General features: G+C 40.1%; 10 protein-coding genes. All 10 read left to right on the top strand.

The features are described 5' to 3' along the window. Window positions 1-69: 69 nt before the first annotated feature. On the top strand, window positions 70-795 hold the full coding sequence (locus FHX64_RS14015) for a hypothetical protein (RefSeq protein ID WP_183414456.1): 726 nt from the start codon (window positions 70-72) through the stop codon (window positions 793-795). A 68-nt stretch (window positions 796-863) separates the two neighbouring features. Then, window positions 864-1,577: a CPBP family intramembrane glutamic endopeptidase gene (locus FHX64_RS14010; RefSeq protein WP_183414455.1), complete on the top strand. Its 714-nt coding sequence runs from the start codon at window positions 864-866 to the stop codon at window positions 1,575-1,577. Between the two features lie 10 nt (window positions 1,578-1,587). Continuing rightward, the gene (locus FHX64_RS14005) at window positions 1,588-2,913 is read left to right on the top strand and encodes a TolC family protein (protein ID WP_183414454.1); all 1,326 of its coding nucleotides are present in this window, start codon (window positions 1,588-1,590) and stop codon (window positions 2,911-2,913) included. A 111-nt stretch (window positions 2,914-3,024) separates the two neighbouring features. Further along, a complete protein-coding gene (locus FHX64_RS14000) occupies window positions 3,025-4,077 on the top strand; it encodes a potassium channel family protein (protein ID WP_183414453.1) in 1,053 nt (350 codons plus the stop codon). A 580-nt stretch (window positions 4,078-4,657) separates the two neighbouring features. After that, window positions 4,658-6,715 carry a molecular chaperone HtpG gene (htpG, locus tag FHX64_RS13995; protein ID WP_183414452.1) on the top strand — a complete coding sequence of 686 codons (2,058 nt, stop codon included), beginning with the start codon at window positions 4,658-4,660 and terminating at the stop codon, window positions 6,713-6,715. A gap of 262 nt (window positions 6,716-6,977) precedes the next feature. After that, window positions 6,978-8,507 (top strand): TonB-dependent receptor domain-containing protein, encoded by a 1,530-nt coding sequence (locus FHX64_RS13990; protein WP_343053524.1) that lies wholly within the window; start codon window positions 6,978-6,980, stop codon window positions 8,505-8,507. 12 nt (window positions 8,508-8,519) lie between these two features. Next, window positions 8,520-9,971, top strand: coding sequence for a SusD/RagB family nutrient-binding outer membrane lipoprotein (locus FHX64_RS13985; RefSeq protein ID WP_183414450.1), 1,452 nt, complete (start codon window positions 8,520-8,522; stop codon window positions 9,969-9,971). Between the two features lie 775 nt (window positions 9,972-10,746). Continuing rightward, the gene (locus FHX64_RS13980) at window positions 10,747-13,884 is read left to right on the top strand and encodes a SusC/RagA family TonB-linked outer membrane protein (RefSeq protein ID WP_183414449.1); all 3,138 of its coding nucleotides are present in this window, start codon (window positions 10,747-10,749) and stop codon (window positions 13,882-13,884) included. Between the two features lie 19 nt (window positions 13,885-13,903). After that, window positions 13,904-15,514: a SusD/RagB family nutrient-binding outer membrane lipoprotein gene (locus FHX64_RS13975; RefSeq protein WP_183414448.1), complete on the top strand. Its 1,611-nt coding sequence runs from the start codon at window positions 13,904-13,906 to the stop codon at window positions 15,512-15,514. A gap of 513 nt (window positions 15,515-16,027) precedes the next feature. Further along, complete coding sequence (locus FHX64_RS13970; protein WP_183414447.1) at window positions 16,028-19,363, top strand: S41 family peptidase; 3,336 nt, start codon at window positions 16,028-16,030, stop codon at window positions 19,361-19,363. Window positions 19,364-19,533: the final 170 nt, after the last annotated feature.

Raw genomic sequence — 19,533 nt, 5'->3', positions numbered from 1 at the left:
CATTTCAACGAGCATAGTATTTGTAACGAACACATCATAATTATTTTTGTAATAACCTCAAAATATAGTATGATAATAGCAAAATTACTTTTGCAATTCCTTAAAGCTCCGTATGCTGATCCTCATCCCTTGGAAATATCATTACTCCGAAAAATAGGATTATTATTGAAACTGGCATTGACTTACCTAGTATTAACGATATTCCTGTTGATTATTTGTGCCATTTCATATGCAATCATTCATTCATTGGGCATTCATTTTCATATTCATGGGAAAAATGAAGTGAATCCTGATAATGTATATGCTGCACTCGGAAAATATACTTTATTGATTACAGGTGTGTTTGGACCATTGATTGAAGAATCCATATTCAGGCTACCGTTATCATTTCGAAAAAGAGATGTCAGTATTTCATTTTTTGTTATAATGGGTATAATGATCTGGCATTTTAGCAAAACCCATCATTGGGTTATTGCAGCATTGGCTTTGATGATAAGTTGTCTGTTTTATTTTCTTGTCCTTGGAAGAAAAAACATTGTGGTAACAATGAAAATAACCACCAGAACCGGTAATTATCTGGTATATATCAGTATGGTTACTTTTGCTCTTTTCCATTTAACGAATTTCAGTCATTTTGATTTTCACGATATTTTGTTTTATCTGATATTCATTACTCCTGTATTTATTGGAACAGTCTTAATTACTTTCTGCCGGATGAAATTGGGGTTTTTCTACGGTATCTTTTTTCATTCCATGGTCAATGTATTTGTATATGGCATTATGATTCGGCATTAAATGGCTTTTGTTGGCATTCTTTTGACTGTCAGGTTATACAATAATACTTACTTAAAAAATCATATCTTATGAGATCTCCTTTCCCTTTCAATCTTAATTCAGTAGTGCCTTATCGTCAGGATCCAAACAGAAAGAAATGGACGTTTGAATTGGGAAGATTGCTCAAAGCAATTGTTTTTCTTATAATCATATATTTCATTCTGGTAATTATTTCCTCCTTAATACTTAATCACGCTATCATGTTAGATGTTAAGCGCATATATGACGTACATATGGAAAAGTTTCATCATTTTTTTGGGGATGCCCGTTTTAGTTTAATAGCCTTGCTTCTTGCCCCAATACTGGAAGAGTTGGCATTTCGATTCGGACTCACCTTTGAAAAACGAAAAATTATCCTTGCCATCCCATTAATGCTACTTATTACAAGCGTATCTGAGATTTATATGATTCATTTTACTTTGGTCAACATAATCAAAATTAGTCTGTTAATTGTTTTTTATCTTGTCATGTGGAAAAAAACAAATGAGGCATTCTGGCTTAAAGTGAAAGATCGATATGGAAATCTCATTATTTATATGTTTATCCTTATTTTTACCATAGGACATCTGAATCATCTTACTCCACTAGTAATAAGTCAGGCACCTTACTATGGCCTGTTTATCCTTCCTCTTTTCATATTTGGATTAATACTCACATATATCCGTCTGCGCTTTGGCATTCTTTATTCCATGGCAGCGCATATATTATGGAATTTAGTTATGATCTCTTTTTTGATAAAATAAAAAGCAATTTGTGAAGTCTTTTTTAATATGCTTTTTTCTATTGTTCTTTGTTGTTTTGTCTTCTGCACAAAAACTATGGACATTGCAAGCTTGCCTTGACCGGGCAAAAACGGCTAATATCACTATCCGTCAAAAGCAGATAGCCGCTGAACAGGCAAAGATTTCCGTTGCAAATGCGACATGCCAATGGTTACCTTCCCTTTCTGCTTCAGCAAGCCAGAATTATGATTTAGGTATTTCACCTACAGCTACCGGAAGTTACACTCAAAATAATGCTTGTATAACTACATTCTCCGCTTCATTTTCCTTGCCTCTTTTTGATGGATTCCTCATTCAGAATAATATCAAAGCGGCTAAACTGGATTTGAAAGCCGGAATAGCCGACCGGAACCAGGCGCAACTGGAAGCTGTTACGAACGTAATTGCCGGATATTTACAGATACTTCTTGATAAAGAATTGGTCAAAGCGGCGAAAGACCAGGTATCCCTTTCCGAACAACAATACAGACGCACTTGGTTAATGATTCATGCCGGGGAATTGTCCAAATCCGAATTATATGAAGGGACTGCACAGATAGCCAAAGATTCTGCATCGCTGGTCAAAACGGAGAGCGACTTACGGCTTGCCCTGGTTGATCTGGCGCAGCAGCTTCAGTTGAAAAGCATATCAGGATTTGACATCGATTCTTCGGATATCAATAGCATGCCATCATATACCCTGCTTTCTTCGTCGAATATCGATTCACTCTATCAGTTGGCTTTGCAACACTATCCGGCGGTTCAAGCAGCACAATACCGCATTAACAAAGGGAAATCGGGAATAGCCATTGCCCGCTCGGGCTATTTCCCTACGATTAATCTAGATGCTGGATATTCTAATGGATACTACTATTATTATAATCTACCTCAAGGAGTTAGTAACAGTTCGTTTATAAATCAGTTTCATCAAAATCAACAAGAGATGATTTCGCTAAATTTACACATCCCTATTTTTGACCATTTCGATGTTTCTCATAAAATAAAAACAGCCAAATTTGATTTGCAACAACAACTGTTGACGTTGGAGGATGAAAAACAGCAACTATTCAAGACGCTCCAACAAATCTATTACCGGGCTATAGCAGACAAAGCAAAATACGGTTCCCTCCAAAAAGAAAGATCCGCCTTGCAAGTAGCTTATCAATATACATTAAAAAAATTTGAAGTGGGAAAAGCCACTGCTTTTGAAGTAAACGAGAAGCAAACCGCTTTATCGCAAGCTATTTCCGAACAACTGGAAGCCAGGTACGATTATTTGTTCAGTTGCTTAACAATCAATTTTTATTTGGGCAGATGACAACCCTCCTGTTGTCTAGTCGCTAAAATCCCCAGCATAGCCTCCTTAAAAAAAAATTTCATTTTCTTGGGAGAATACATACCTTTGCGATCGATACCAAATGATAAGCAGATGAAAGCGAAGAAACTTATCTGGAAGCAATTTTTATTCCCGATCATCGGGCTGATTGTTATTTTAATCATCGGCTTCGTAGGATATATGGTAATTGATGGATATACTCCGCTCGAATCGCTCTACATGCTGGTGATTATGTTTAGCACCATTGGGTTTCAGGAGGTGCATCCCTTATCGCCGGAAGGAAGAATCTTTACCATTATCCTGATTGTGTCGGGATTTACTTTAGGTTTTTATTTTATCGGGAAACTCTCGTCTTTCTTTCTGGAAGGCGAATTAGCAAAACTCTTAAAAATCAAACGTATGAATAAGGCATTGGATCAATTTTCAGATCATTACATCGTGTGTGGTTATGGGAAAACCGGGAAACGGGTTATCGAAGAGCTATTGCATAAAGGGCGTAAGGTGGTGTTGATCGAAAGTGACCCCGAACGTAATGATAAACTAAAGGATTTCTTCCATAAAAACCTGGTTCATTTGGTGGGAGATGCCACCAGTGATGAAGTGTTGAAACAGGCGGGCATCGACCGTGCCCGAATCTTAATCGCAGTGTTGGCAACAGATGCTGAAAACCTGTTTGTTACTCTAAGTGCAAAAGACTTAAACAAAAAAGTGAAGGTCATTGCCCGGGTTGAAGATTCCAACTCAATCTCAAAATTCAAAAAAGCAGGAGCCGACTATGTCATCTCCCAAATTGACATTGCTACAGACCGAATTATTTCGCTGGCCACTTCGAGCATTGACTTTTTCAGTTTTGTCGAATTTGCAGACGGGAAAGAAGAACTAAGAAACCATCATTTCAAGCTGGTCGAAATCAGGGAAGGCAGCGAACTCATCGGCAAAACCTACCGCGAAGCCAATATCCCGCAACAAACCAATTTAATCGTGATTGGATGTTACCTCACCACAAGCGAGCTACAGGTAAATCCCAAAGCAGACGATATCATTCATCTTGGAGACAAACTACTTGTTTTTGGAACACAGGACGAGATACAGTCCCTTCGCAAAATCGGTAAAAAATCATCTACCCAGGAAATTGTGGAGATGTGACATGATAAGGAGAGCGTAGAGACCTCAAAGGTTTTGAAAACCTTTGAGGTCTGTAACATATAAATATAAAAGCCTGAGGCAATTGAAATAATTTTTCTTTCTGTTCCTTCGAATTAGTTCTACGAAAGATGTCAGCACTACGCTTCTCTGTTGTGTTGTTTGGCATTTCTTTCTACTAAGATCACAGGACTACGTCCATTAAGAGATTGATGGGTTCGGGTTATAACTTTAACTTCCTGCTATTCTCTAACTTCTGAACTTCCTTTAACTTCCGATATTCCTGTAACTTCATTTCTTCATATTTTCATTGTCAATTGCATCTGATAGTATGCCGTTTTGTCTTGCCACTCATCTCAAAAAGTCATTTTGGCATATCTGCTCCCATGGCATTTTTTTTGATAGTGCTTCTGCGTAGTTAATCCTGATCCTTTATTTGTTTTATAAAGGGAGGGAACGTATGGCTTGCGGTGGATACAGACATAAGTATGACGTCAGCTGTTTCTATGGAAAATAACTTGTTGAGCACAACATCAATAACAAACAAATTATTATTTATCAATAACATATAAATTTTTGACGAATGAAAGGGAACATTGGAGTAACGTCGGATAATATTTTTCCGATCATCAAAAAATTCTTATACAGCGATCATGAGATCTTTTTGCGCGAATTAGTATCAAATGCAGTAGATGCCACCCAAAAGCTGAAAACATTGGCTTCCGTGGGTGAATTTAAAGGCGAGCTGGGCGATTTAACCGTTCGTGTCAGCGTAGATAAAAAAAAGAAGACTATCACCGTTGCCGACCGTGGTATTGGGATGACAGCCGATGAAATCGAAAAGTATATCAATCAGATTGCTTTTTCGGGCGCCGAAGAATTTCTGGATAAATACAAGGATGATGCCAATGCCATTATCGGGCATTTCGGTTTGGGTTTCTATTCTGCCTTCATGGTTTCAAAGGAGGTCGAAATACAAACCCTATCCTATAAGGAAGGATCGAAAGCCGCACGATGGATTTGCGATGGGAACCCTGAGTATCAACTGGACGAAATGGATAAACCCGATCGCGGGACTTCCATTGTATTACATATTGATGACGACAACAAAGACTTCCTGGAAGAATCGAAAATCAGTGAGCTACTGACCAAATATTGTAAGTTCCTGCCTGTCTCCATTGCATTCGGAAAAAAGAAAGAGTGGAAGGACGGGAAAGATGTTGAAACCGACGAAGACAACATCATTAACGACACCACGCCGGCATGGACGCGCAAACCTTCGGATCTGAAAGAAGAAGACTATACGAAATTCTATCGCGACCTCTACCCTATGGGTGAAGATCCCCTCTTCTGGATTCATTTAAATGTGGACTACCCGTTCAATCTGACCGGAATCCTCTATTTCCCAAAAGTAAAGAATAACATCGAACTGCAACGTAACAAAATCCAGTTGTACTGCAACCAGGTATTTGTCACGGATGCCGTGGAAGGTATTGTGCCCGACTTCCTGACTTTGTTGCATGGCGTGATTGACTCTCCGGATATTCCGTTGAATGTTTCACGAAGTTATCTGCAAAGCGATTCGAATGTCAAAAAGATATCAAGCCACATCACAAAGAAGGTGGCCGACAGGCTTCAGGAAATCTTCAAAAACGATCGTACACAATTCGAAGAAAAATGGGATAACCTGCGCTTATTCATCATTTACGGCATGCTGACCGATGAAAAATTCTATGAACGCGCCGAAAAATTTGCTTTGTTGAAAAACACGGAGAAAAAATGCTTCACCTTCGACGAATACAAAGAGTTAATCAAAGACAACCAAACCGACAAAGAAGGTTCTTTAATCTATCTGTATGCCAATGATGCCGAAAGCCAGCACAGCTATATTGAAGCAGCACGCAATAAAGGATATGATGTGTTGCTGATGGATGGCCAGCTGGATATCCATTGGGTTAGCCAATTGGAACAAAAGTTTGACAAGAGCCGTTTTGTACGCGTTGACAGCGACATCATAGAACGCCTGATTCGCAAAGCTGATGATCCAAAGCATGCATTGACCGAAACACAAAAGAATGCGCTAGCCTCCCTGTTCGAAACACAACTTCCTTCGATAGAAAAAATGGAATTTTCGATCAGCCTGGAACAAATGGCGCCCGATGGACAACCTTTGGTCGTAACACAGAACGAATTTATGCGACGCATGAAGGAAATGTCGGCTATGCAAGGAAATGGCATGATGAATTTCTATGGAGAATTGCCCGACAATTATACGCTTGCTGTAAACACTGCACACCCATTAATTGAAAAACTGCTGCAGGAAGAAGAAAAAGCATGTGCGGAAAAGATAGCTCCGGTTGAAGCCGAGATAAAAACGTTGGATGAACGTATCGAAGCCATCAGGGCCGGACAAAAAGGGAAGAAAGACGAAGAGATTCCCCAGACTGAAAAAGAAGAACTCTCCGGATTGGAAAAACAACAAACCGAGGCCAAACAAAAAGTCAAGGATATCATTGCCCAGTTTGCTTCGACACAACCTTCTGTCAGACAATTGATCGATCTGGCACTATTGTCAACAAATTTATTAAAAGGAGAGGCATTAAGCCGCTTTGTAAAACGAAGTGTCGATATTATGCTTTGAAATTAAAAATGCCTATTCGTTTTTTACTTCATTATTTCAATACATCTTCTAAAAACGATGGGGGGTATTCATGAAATAAATCAATAAATAGCCGATTTGGTTCAAAAAACAGAGGGACATTTCAATATTAACATTATTTATGTTGAATATAGCGGCAAAATCGATTTTACTTCGATTTTGCCGTTTTTTTATGCCACAAAGAAAAGTATTATATCGAATTTCTCTAAGCAAAATTGTTAATTAACAATTTAATAAAGCAGAGATTAGATTCAATAAAAACCTGACGAAAAACCTGAATCTTACTGCATTGGTAGGAGGAAACATCCGGAGAAATAACCAAAATTCTATTTATGCCTCTACCAATGGAGGTTTGGTAATTCCGGGATTATATGCAATCTCTAATTCAGTAAGCCAACCCCTCGCTCCGGTAGAAACCCAGTCTTCAATTGGGGTAAACGGCATCTTCGGAAGCGCTTCTTTAGGATTGGATAACACATACTATTTGGATGCTACCATACGGAGAGACCAATCTTCTACATTACCTATCGGTAATGATACTTATTATTATCCATCTATTTCAGGAAGTTTTATTTTCTCCAACCTGTTAAAATGGAATTGGCTGACTTTTGGTAAATTCAGACTAAACTATGCAGAAGTAGGGAATGATGCTCCGTTTGGTAGTCTTTATGATACATATACTAATAACGGATGGTATGGATCAAATCTAATGTACTCTGTCAATACAACAGAAAATAACCCAAATCTGAAACCAGAGAAAACAAAAAGTAGTGAAGCCGGATTGGAAATGGCATTCTTAAACAAAAGGATCGGATTTGACGGTGATGTATATTTAACCAACACTGTCGACCAAATCATGCCGGTAGCTGTTTCACCAGCAACAGGATATTCATACAAATATGTCAATTCAGGTGAAGTCCGTAACCAGGGGATTGAATTAAATGTTTATGGAACGCCCGTAAAAACGAAGGATTTCAGTTGGAATGTCAACTTAAACTGGTCAATCAACGCCAATAAAGTAGTTTCGCTATATGAAGGCGTTAGTAACTTACAATTAGGATCTTTTCAGGGAGGTGTTACAATTGATGCCCAAGTTGGGAAACCGTACGGATTACTTGAAGGGACTGATTTTGTTTACAAAAACGGACAAAAGGTGGTTGGCTCTGATGGATATTATGAAATTACATCCACAACAAACAATGTGATTGGGAACTCCAATCCAAAATGGAGAGGCGGCATCACCAACAGTTTTACGTATAAAAACTGGACAGCCAGCTTCCTCGTTGATGTACAAGCTGGAGGAAGTGTATTCTCATTAGACCAATATTATGGGCAAAGCGATGGTATCTATCCGATGACGGTAGGAAATAACGATTTAGGCAATCCTATGCGGAATACGCTTGCCAATGGAGGTGGAATTATTCTTCCGGGTGTTTATGAAAATGGACAACCAAACACCACCCGCATTACTGCCAACGATTACACAGCATTCGGATATCCTTACCGTCCTAACTCTGCTTTTGTGTACGATGCGTCTTATGTGAAGCTGAGAGAAGCCGAAATATCTTACAATTTCGAAAGTCAAAAACTCGAAGAGCTGGGCATCCATGCTCTTTCATTAGGAGTTGTAGGATCCAATCTATGGATTATCTATAAGAACCTTCCTTATGCCGATCCTGAAGCAGGATTAGGAGCAGGAAACATGCAAGGTTGGCAAAGTGGCGTTATGCCAACTACCCGTAATTTCGGATTCAACCTGAAAGTTCAATTTTAAACATTATTCACGATGAAAAATATATTATTTATACTTCTTGGCTTTTTGGCTGTCTCTTGCTCCAAGCAATCACTAGCCGATTTAAACAAGGATGTGAAAAATCCATCTGACGTCCCGGGGAATACATTGTTCTCTAATGCAGAAAAAAATCTATCCGATCAGGATGTCAGCTTGAATGTGAATCATAATGATTTTGACCTGTGGTCTCAATACCTGACTGAGACTACTTATACGGATGAGGCTAATTATAATATTTTCACCCGGAATGTGCCTGATTATGCATGGACAACCTATTATCGGGATATTCTCGAAAATCTACAAAGAGCAGATTCTTTAATACGGTCAGAGAACACTACGCCTCCAGTCACAGATGCATTCCTCGCCGCTCAGAAAAACAGACTTGCTATTATTGACATTCTGGCTTGCTATGCATGGGATCAGATGGAAACAACTTGGGGTAATATTCCATATTCAGAAGCTTTAAACATTCAAAATGTACTTCCTAAATATGATGATGCATTAACTATCCACAAAGATTTAATATCAAGGGTAACAACTGATATTGCTGCTTTAGATCCTTCAAACGCTAGTTTTGGAGATGCAGATTTGATCTACAGCGGGGATGTTTCACTCTGGAAAGAGTTTGGGAATGGGCTATTGATAAAAATGGCTATCGAAATAGCAAATGTAAGTTCGGAAAGCACATTGGTAAAAACGACCATTCAAAACGCTATGGCAGGAACTTTTGCCAGCTCAAATGATGATGCTATCTTCGATTACTTAAGCAGTACGCCTAATACGAATCCATTGTATGTTGACTTAGTATTGAGTGGACGGTCAGACTATGTCGCTGCCAATACAATCATCAACAAAATGGATAGCCTCAATGATCCACGCTTATCGTTTTATTTTGATCAGAATCTGGGAACAAATACATATCTGGGAGGTACATACGGAAATAGTTCGGCATTCCCTAACTATACCCATATCAATACCGCTATCAGCAATACCCCTAGTTTTCCTCATGCGATGATGACTTATTCTGAAATTCAATTCTACCTGGCAGAAGCTGCTGCACGTGGAATTATTTCAGGCGATGCCTCCACCTACTTTAATGATGCAGTAACAGCCTCCATTGTTTCCTGGGGAGGCACAACGGCTCAGGCAGCTACATACCTGGCTCAACCCACTGTTGCCTACAACGCATCCAATTGGGCTGAAAGCATTGGAACACAGGCTTGGATTTCATTCTATCTGCGGGGTTATCTGGGATGGACAGAATGGCGGAGATTAGGATATCCGGCAATGAATGAACCGCCACATCCAGCTACAGGTGTTGTAACATTCCCTTATCGTTATCCATATCCGAGTGGAGAACAGACACTCAACCCTGATAACTACACATCTGCCGCTAAAGCTATCGGCGGAGACCTGATGTCAACAAAACTGTACTGGGAAAAATAATAATCACAATAAGCTCACCGGAACAATTTCCGGTGAGCTTTATTTGTTGATATGACGAACTATATACATAGGTATATAGGACATTGATTTTTAATTTCCTTCATCAAAAGGTTGTTCCCTGAGACTGGAAACAACCTTTTTCATTTTACCCCTTTCATATAAAAAAAGGGACTTCTTAGCCTGATCTCCCAGGAACAACAATACTTTAATTGTTAATTAACACTTGATTTTAACAATAAGATAAGCTATTCCAGGGCAAGACATCCTTTAATTCATTGAATTTAGTATCATCCCCATTCCGTTTTTAACAATTAGGCAAAGGATATGAGAGTTGAGACAAACGAAAATAAAACAGTATATCCGGAGATTATTATTTATGGATATTTATTCGATTATCAGTACATTAAAAGAGGAAAGATATATATAAATAATAAGATTTTCTCTCTATTTTTGTTGATCTTATCCAACTGATTAATATATATTTTTGCTTTCAAAGGGAATAATTGCATGAAATATCATATTTTAATCCACTCTCGAATCAAAGTTTCACTTTAACAACTTACAAAATGAGAGCGTTTGTCTAATGAAAAGCCATTTTAGGCTCCATTTTAAGAATTAAGATACGAATACGGTATCATTTTGAGATAAAATTGGAAATATTTTTTTCATTCCGAAAGAAAAGATTTGCATAAGAGGAAAATCATATCTATCTTTGCCTTGTTTTTACGAAAAAACAGAGATGAAGGAAAGTGAAATTTAACTAAATGTCAAATTTATGAGAAAAGTAATGACTCTATTATGCCTTTTGATTGGCATAAGTTGGGCCTCGGCTCAAACAAAGGTGACGGGAGTAGTGATTTCAGCTGATGACGGTCAGCCCGTAATCGGGGCATCCGTAGTAGTGAAAGGAACTACCCAGGGAACGATTACAGACGCAAACGGAAAGTTTAGTCTTACTGTTCCTGCCGACAATAAGACACTGGTGTTTTCGTATGTCGGCATGCTGAAACAAGAACTGGAAGCTAAACCGAGCATGCGGGTAACCATGCATTCGAACACACAACAAATGAATGAAGTGGTTGTTACCGCTTTTGGCATAAAAAAAGAGCAAAGAGCTTTGGGATATGCCGCCTCCGATGTTAGTGGAAAAGCGTTGGAACAAGCAGGAAGCACAGGATTATCAAGTGCCCTGGACGGTAAGGTAACCGGTGTCACCGTAACTCCTTCCAGTGGTATGCCAGGTGCTTCTTCACAGATTGTTATCCGTGGCGTCCGTTCATTTACAGGAGACAACACTCCATTGTATGTTGTAGATGGAATGCCAATTGCCTCAACACCAGACGTATCAACTGCAGCCAGCAATGGGGTTACCGGATCTGACTATTCGGATCGTGGCGTTGATATTGACCCGAGTGATATTGCCAGCATTACGGTTTTGAAAGGACAGGCTGCTGCAGCACTTTATGGAATCCGCGCTTCAAACGGTGTGATTGTTATAACCACGAAAAGCGGACAGGGACTTGCTAAAGGGAAGCCTCAAATTACCTTCTCAACTAACAATGCAGTCTCCACCATCTCACGCTACCCTGATTTGCAGACCATGTATGCACAAGGAAGTTATGGAGCATACGTTCCAACCTCATCCCAATCATGGGGGCCTCTGATTTCAAAATTGCCACAAGATGCTAAATATGGTGGAGAAACATCCAATAGCTATACCAGTAAATATGGGATGCATCCGGGAATGTATTACGTTCCGCAACGTGCAAATGCTGGACTTGACCCATGGACAACTCCACATGTTTACAATAACGTAAAAGACTTCTTCCGTACCGGATTTACCACAAGTAATATGTTCAATGTAGCTCAGGCATTGAATAATACCACCTATGCGTTTACGCTTTCAACCATGAACCAGACAGGTATTGTTCCTTCAACAGGGATGAATCGTTATACAGCAAAAGGAACTATGGAAACAAAGCTTGATGATCATTGGAAAACAGGGGTTAATGCCAACTATGTACAGGACCGTATCCTGAAAACCACCAGTGCAAATGATGGTATTGTAGCTTTGATTTATCCGGCTCCTCCTTCCTATGATTTAAAAGGAATCCCATCCTCATATGCAACTAACCCATATAAAGAAAATGCATATCGTTCGACTGCAAGTTTTGATGATCCGTACTGGTCTGTAAAGAACAATTTGTTTGCTGAAACAACCAATCGTTTCTTTGGGAATGCTTATGCTACCTATTCGACGAAATGGAATAACAATCAAACCCTGGATGTAAAATACCAACTGGGAACGGATACCTATTCCACTTTATACGAAACTATCTGGGGTTACGGCCATCAGGGAGGAATGGGATCTGCAGAAGATTATATGTTTAAACGCACTACTATAAACTCGTTATTAACAGCAAATTACGATTGGAAGATCAATCAGGATTGGGATTTTACGGCTTTAGCAGGAAATGAAATTAATGATGAAACTACAAAATCAGTAGACGCTTACGGACAAACATTCAACTGGCCTGGATGGAATAATCTGAATAACACAGTAACAAAGAGCAATACCATCTCTCAATTGGGAAATCGTACAGTAGGATTTTTTGCCAATGTATCAGCATCATGGAAAGACATGCTCTATCTGAATGCCACTGGACGTGAAGATGTTGTTTCTTCCATGCCACCTCATCACCGGAATTTCTTTTATCCATCACTTTCAGCAGGTTTCGTTGTTACTGAGTTGCCAGGCGTAAGAAGCCATACGCTGAGTTACTTGAAACTGCGTGCATCCTATGCGCAGGTTGGACAAGCCGGAACTTATATGGAAAATTATTACTCTGTTCCTGCATATGGAAGTGATTTTTGGAGTGGAACTCCTGTTTTATATCCTATTAATGGTGTCACCGCTTTTACTCCTTATTATGTAATCTACGATCCCAAATTAAAGCCTCAAAACACAAAATCGTATGAAGGAGGATTTGATTTGAAATTGTTTGGAAATCTGATTGGGTTAAACTATACCTTCTCCCGTCAGAATGTAACCGATCAAATCTTTGCAGTACCTCTTGCAGGCTCAACAGGGTCACAACAGTTAATCACTAATGGAGGAGCAATTCATACAAATACACATGAAGTATCTTTGTCCATTAATCCAATCCGGACAACGAATATCGAATGGGACAACCAGTTTAACTGGACAAAAATGGATAATTTCGTAGATAAGCTCGCTCCGGGTGTTGGAAGCATCTTCTTAGGTGGATTCACCACGCCACAGGTTCGTGCACAAGCCGGACAGGAATTCCCTGTTATTTATGGCGTAAGTTATCAACGTGACTCCAAAGGAAATCTGGTTGTAGATGCCAATGGTCTTCCTATGGCAGGTGCTCCAGGCGTGATTGGGAAAGTAGCTCCTAATTTCACTCTGGACTATAACACAACGCTTCGTTTGTGGAAAGTAACCATTAATGCTGTATTAAGCTGGAAAGATGGAGGTCAGATGTACGGAGGGACCAACGGATTGTTGGGATTCTATGGTGTTGGAAAAGAAACATTGAATCGTAGTGGAAATATCGTTGTAAAAGGTGTTCATACAGATGGCACACCAAACACAACTGCAGTCGATTTGCAGGATTACTATACTGCTATCAATAACATTGATGAATCTTCCATATACAACAATTCATTCATCAAATTGCGTGAACTTTCTGTCGCTTATCCATTGTTGAAAAGCGGTGGCGTGACATTAGATCTGTCAGTTTATGCACGTGACATCTTGCTCTGGACCAACTATCCAAACTTTGACCCGGAAGCTTCACAAGGTAATACCACTATGGCCGGCGCCTTCGAACGTTTCTCGTTGCCACAAACCTCAAGCTATGGAATGGGCTTGAATTTCAAATTCTAATTTTTAATCTGACGTAATTATGAAAAAGAGAATATATCTTTCAAAATGGGTTATGATTGGTTTGGGTGTTGCGTTCTTATCGTCTTGTTCACAATCGATCATGGACCGAATCAATACAAATCCTGATAATCCAACCACAGCTGCATCCAAGTTTATTGTAACCGACCTGGAAACATCAACGGCTTTTAATATTGTTGGAGCTGACCTATCATTTTATGCTTCCGTCTATATGGAGTATCAGGTTGGAACGTATGGACAAATGTATGATGCTGAGTTACGCCAAACACAACCGGTTTCAGCTACAACATACGATAATCCATGGATGTCTTTATACCAGAATTTAAAGAACGCTAAGATAGTAATCAAAAACTGTTCTACAGGGGGATCTGAAGCGGGGAATAATATCACCAAAGGGGTGGCAGAAGTATTGGCAGCTTACAACTCTGCTATTCTTGCCGATATGTTTGGGGATGCTCCTTATAGTCAGGCTGCAGATCTAAATATTCCTAATGCAGGGTCTATCCTGACTCCGGCGATCGACTCTCAACAATCCATTTATCAGGCTGTGTTTACTTATTTGGATCAGGCTATTACCGATTTGCAAGGTAGTGATGCTGCTGCAACCGGTCCTTTAGGATCGCAGGATTTAATGTTTGGAGGCGATGCTTCCCGTTGGATCAAATTTGCATATGGTTTGAAAGCACGCTACACCATGCACTTGTTGTATCGTAGCACAAATCAGCAACAGGATTTACAAAACATCATTGCATGGGCGAATAAATCGTTCTCTTCACCTGATGAAGATGCAAAATATGCCGTTTATCAAGGCATAGGATCTTCCGCCGCAAGTCCATTTGCCCAATTCTACAATGATCGCGACTATTTTTCTGTAAGTCAAAGCTTTGTTGATAAACTACTAAAACGAAATGACCCTCGTGCAGGTGTATTATTTATGAATTTAGCTGTAGATAAAAATAACAATTATTACTTCAAGGTTGACGCAGGAACAGATTCAACCATTAGTGCAGCTCCTAACGGAACTCCTGTACAACAAATGGATGTATATGATGTCTCTATTTATGGCGCGGCTGCAATGGATCCAACCGACTTATTGAGCTATCATGAATTACAATTCTTAAAAGCTGAAGCATTCCAACGGTTAGGCAATCAGGATTCAGCATGGGCATGTATGGCTAATGGTGTTAGCAGTGCAATCGCAACCAAAATTCCTACTGTTGTAAAAGATGTAAATAATGAATTGGTTTGGGGAAGCTATCCAGTAAAAGGAGCAACTACGATCGCAGATACCACAGTTGTAAACTATCTAAGCAAGGATGTAAAACCGTTATTCCAAGCTAATCCGTTACGGGAAATCATGGTACAAAAATACCTGGCATTGTATGGTGGCGAAGGGGAAGCACTGGAAACGTATAACGATTATCGCCGGTTGAAAGCATTTGGAGAAGCATCATTCATCACGTTGGAAAATCCATTGGATGCGACCAAATTCCCATTGCGTTATACATACGGGACATCTGATGTAACTGCCAACCCGAATGTAGCAAAAGCTTACGGAAACGGACAGTATGTATATACTGATCCTGTATGGTGGGCAGGTGGTACACACTAAGTAATTTCATAAATCAAATAAAAGCTGTCTCTATTCTATAAAGCGGAGACAGCTTTTTTTATCGGAATATCAAGCCTGAAACGTTTCTTTATCTTTAATATTACAGAGAAAATTGCCTGAACAAATAACATTAACGTTATTACTTCCGCAACTTTGCGTGGCTAAAGAACATCAACAGAAAAGGTTGTTTCGGAGATAAGAGAGAGAAACTCAATGACATAAAGCCTTCTCCGGAAATTCCTATTATGCGTTATTAATCATTAAACATTGCAACATAGTAATCTGACACAAAACAGGATTGTTACCTTTGAAAATTATCTACATAACAGTAGTAAAACAGCAAGAAGTTAAAGAAGATACCAACCTCAAAGTAGGTTGATAGTTGGAAAACAGTAGGTAGTAGGATTCTGTTGAATCTAGCTAACAGATTTGTTGACTTTAGACTTGTTATTTCTATTCCCTATATTATTATAAACAATTTATTTCTTAGACAAACACACTAAATTTTTAATTATGAATCGTCGTTATCGTTTGTTGTACCTTTTTGTAGTAGTACTTCTGGGAACAGCACCCTTTACCGGGAGCTCCCTCTATGCAGGAAACGAAACCTCACTGCTTTGCCGGTTTCCGACCCTTTACAACAATACCATTGTTTTTGAGGCTGCAGGAAATCTCTGGAGTGTAAACAGGGATGGTGGAGTCGCCACACGCCTGACTTCCGATCCGGGATATGATGTAATGCCCCGCTTCTCGCCTGATGGTAAAACTATTGCTTTCACAGGCCAATATGAAGGAAACACCGACGTGTATGTCATGCCTGCCGAAGGAGGAGTTCCCACCCGTTTAACGTATCAATCTGATGTTGTTCCTAAAGCGCCTACACGTTGGGGGCCAAATAACATGGTAGTCAACTGGTCGCCTGACGGGAAAAACATTGTATTCCTTTCAAGAAGCCATACCTGGAATTCGTGGTTTGGAGAATTATTTGAAATAAATAAGGACGGAGGATTACCCGAAAGACTACCTGTGCAACAGGGAGGCATTCTCTCTTTCAGTCCTGATGGTTCTAAAATTGCTTATAACCGTATCTTCCGGAATTTTCGTACATGGAAACGTTATACGGGAGGGTTAGCTCAGGATATCTGGATTTATGATCTGAAAAGCCATGCCATCGAACGTATGACCGACTGGAAAGGCACAGACACCTATCCCATGTGGTATAAAAGCACTATTTATTTTGCTTCAGACAGAGGGGAAGATCATCGCCTGAACATTTGGGCGTATGATTTGACCAACAAAACATTCCGCCAAATTACCCATTTTAAAGATTATGATATTGACTGGCCAAGTCTGGGAAACAACGGCATTGTTTTTCAGAATGGAGGTTCGCTTTATGTTTTGGATTTACCTTCGGAAACATTACACAAAATCAATGTAACCGTTCCTGATGATGGAACCAAAACATCGCCACGCTGGGCAACCGTCAATAAAATGATTCGCAGTTTCGATATTGCACCTAATGGGAAACGTGCATTATTCGGTGCACGGGGAGATATTTATACAGTTCCGGCAAAACACGGGCCTACGAGAAACATTACACAAACATCCGATGCCCAGGAACAATATCCGGCATGGTCCCCTGATGGCAAATGGGTAGCTTACGTAACCGATGCAAGCGGCGAAAACGAAATTGCAATCCGTCCGGCAGACGGATCAGGGAATCAAACATTGGTTACCGATTTCAAGAAAGGGTTCTTTTTTAATCCGCAATGGTCTCCAAACAGCGATATGCTGGCTTTCTCGGACAATAACCATATGCTCTGGTATGTCAACACAAAAGACAAAAAAGCAGTTCAAATCGATCAGGATCCCGTTCATAAAATATTGGATTACCACTGGTCACCTGATGGACAATGGATTGCTTATACGAAAACAAATGCCAGCGGACTCCCTCAAATCTATTTTTATAACCTGACCAAAAATAAAACAACTAAGATCAGTACAGGAATGTTTGCCGATCATGATCCTGTGTTCAGTGCAGATGGAAAATTCCTGTTGTTTGTCTCTGCACGCCATGAAAATCCAACTTTCAGTGAAACGGAATTTAATATTGCACCTGAAAAAATGGATGGCATTTACATGGTGGCCTTACAACAAAATGAGAAATCTCCCTTTGCGCTGACTTCCGACGAAGGGACTCCGGAAGCTCCGAAAAAACCTGCAGAAGCTTCAGCATGGAAACCGGGGAATATACCTGCCATACAAATCGACCTTGACGGATTGATGGAAAGGCTCATTTCTTTACCGATTCCTTATGGCGATTATAACAACATCCAGGTCAGCGGAGATAAAGTGTATTATCAAACGCAGCCATTACAATTGGTTGACGGTCCGTTAAAAGGGAGTGGAGAATCAGCCATTATGAGCTATGACCTGAAGAAAAAAGAAGGTGATGCCGTGGTGGGCTCTGCAGTAGGAGCATTTACCCTGAGTGCGGACGGAAGTACCATTCTCTATACACAAAAAGGTGATTATTTCATAATTCCTGCCACTGCTAAAAATGGTCAGGGCGCCGAAGCGTTAAATACGTCAGACATGAAAAGCCTGATTAATCCACGTGAAGAATGGGACGAAATGTATCATCAATCCTGGCGTTTATTCCGCGATTTCTTCTATAATCCAAAAATGAACGGCGTCAATTGGGAAGAAGTCCGCAACAGTTACGCAAAATTCCTTCCGATGCTCGGATCACGCGAAGACCTGAATTACATCATTGGTGAAATGATCGGGGAATTGAACAATTCTCACTGCTATGTGTGGGGAGGTGATGACAATTATCTTGGACCAAACAATCCTACCGGATCATTGGGAGTTGACTTTGGCTTAAATGAAGCTTCAGGCCGCTACTATTTCAAGACAATATATGCCGGGGATAACTCACGCCCGGGATATGAGTCTCCACTCATGCAACCGGGAAATGATGTAAAAGAAGGCGATTACCTGCTTGCTGTTAACGGGCATGAACTCAAAGCCCCGATGAATCCTTACACCCTTCTGGTCAATACTGTCGGACAACAAACCACCTTAACCATTGCTGAAACACCTGATGGAAAAGGAACACATACCATTACCGTGAAGCCTATTGACAATTCATTGATGTTGCGCCTTAACAATTGGATCAATCATAACCGTGAATATGTCAATAAAGCATCCGACGGCAAAATCGGGTATATCTACCTGTCAGACATGGAAGCGTTGGGAATGGATCAGTTTGTACAACAATTCTACCCTCAAATCAGTAAACAAGGAATCATTATCGACGATCGTTTTAACGGAGGTGGCTTTATCGATCAGATTGTTCTGGAACGTCTTCGCCGGGTATTGGTCGGAATGAGTACCAACAACCAGCATGCAGCCATGCGTTATCCTGAAGAAGTATTGAACGGATATAAAGCAACCCTGATCAATCATTATTCAGCATCCGACGGCGACATGTTCCCGTTCTACTTCCGAAAATATGGATTGGGTCCGCTTATCGGAACAAGAACCTGGGGTGGTGTTCGAGGATATAATGACGACTGGAAACTTCTGGACGGAGGAGATTTGATTGTATCGGAAAATAGTATCTATGGGCTTGACTCGCAATGGGCGATCGAGAATCATGGTGTAAGTCCGGATATCAACGTCGATGACCTGCCGGGAGATCTTCTGAAAGGGAAAGATGCCCAGCTTGACACCGCCATCGAATACATTATGAAACAAATCAAAGAACATCCGATGAATTTACCGAAGCCTCCTACAGATCTGCCTGCTTATCCAAGCGGTAAAGACGAAGGCGGTCTCAACTAAAACTGAATTAGTTGAATATAAGAAAAGAAGGAGAGGCATGTGCTTCTCCTTTTTTCTTTTACGTTCAGGCTTCCCATGCTATTTCCCGGATTGAAGAGAAAGTATCATTCATTGCAAGAATAGTATTAAGAAATAGAGCTATCAATCAATACATTTGCAATGTAGAAGAC

Origin of the sequence: Microbacter margulisiae (assembly GCF_014192515.1) — a bacterium.
GTDB lineage: Bacteria > Bacteroidota > Bacteroidia > Bacteroidales > Paludibacteraceae > Microbacter > Microbacter margulisiae.
This window is presented reverse-complemented; position numbering and strand designations above follow the sequence as displayed.

Coding starts and splice junctions, on each gene's coding strand:
- FHX64_RS14015 (WP_183414456.1), top strand. CDS start 70: ATGATAATAGCAAAATTACTTTTGCAATTCCTTAAAGCTCCGTATGCT.
- FHX64_RS14010 (WP_183414455.1), top strand. CDS start 864: ATGAGATCTCCTTTCCCTTTCAATCTTAATTCAGTAGTGCCTTATCGT.
- FHX64_RS14000 (WP_183414453.1), top strand. CDS start 3,025: ATGAAAGCGAAGAAACTTATCTGGAAGCAATTTTTATTCCCGATCATC.
- htpG (WP_183414452.1), top strand. CDS start 4,658: ATGAAAGGGAACATTGGAGTAACGTCGGATAATATTTTTCCGATCATC.
- FHX64_RS13985 (WP_183414450.1), top strand. CDS start 8,520: ATGAAAAATATATTATTTATACTTCTTGGCTTTTTGGCTGTCTCTTGC.
- FHX64_RS13980 (WP_183414449.1), top strand. CDS start 10,747: ATGAGAAAAGTAATGACTCTATTATGCCTTTTGATTGGCATAAGTTGG.
- FHX64_RS13975 (WP_183414448.1), top strand. CDS start 13,904: ATGAAAAAGAGAATATATCTTTCAAAATGGGTTATGATTGGTTTGGGT.
- FHX64_RS13970 (WP_183414447.1), top strand. CDS start 16,028: ATGAATCGTCGTTATCGTTTGTTGTACCTTTTTGTAGTAGTACTTCTG.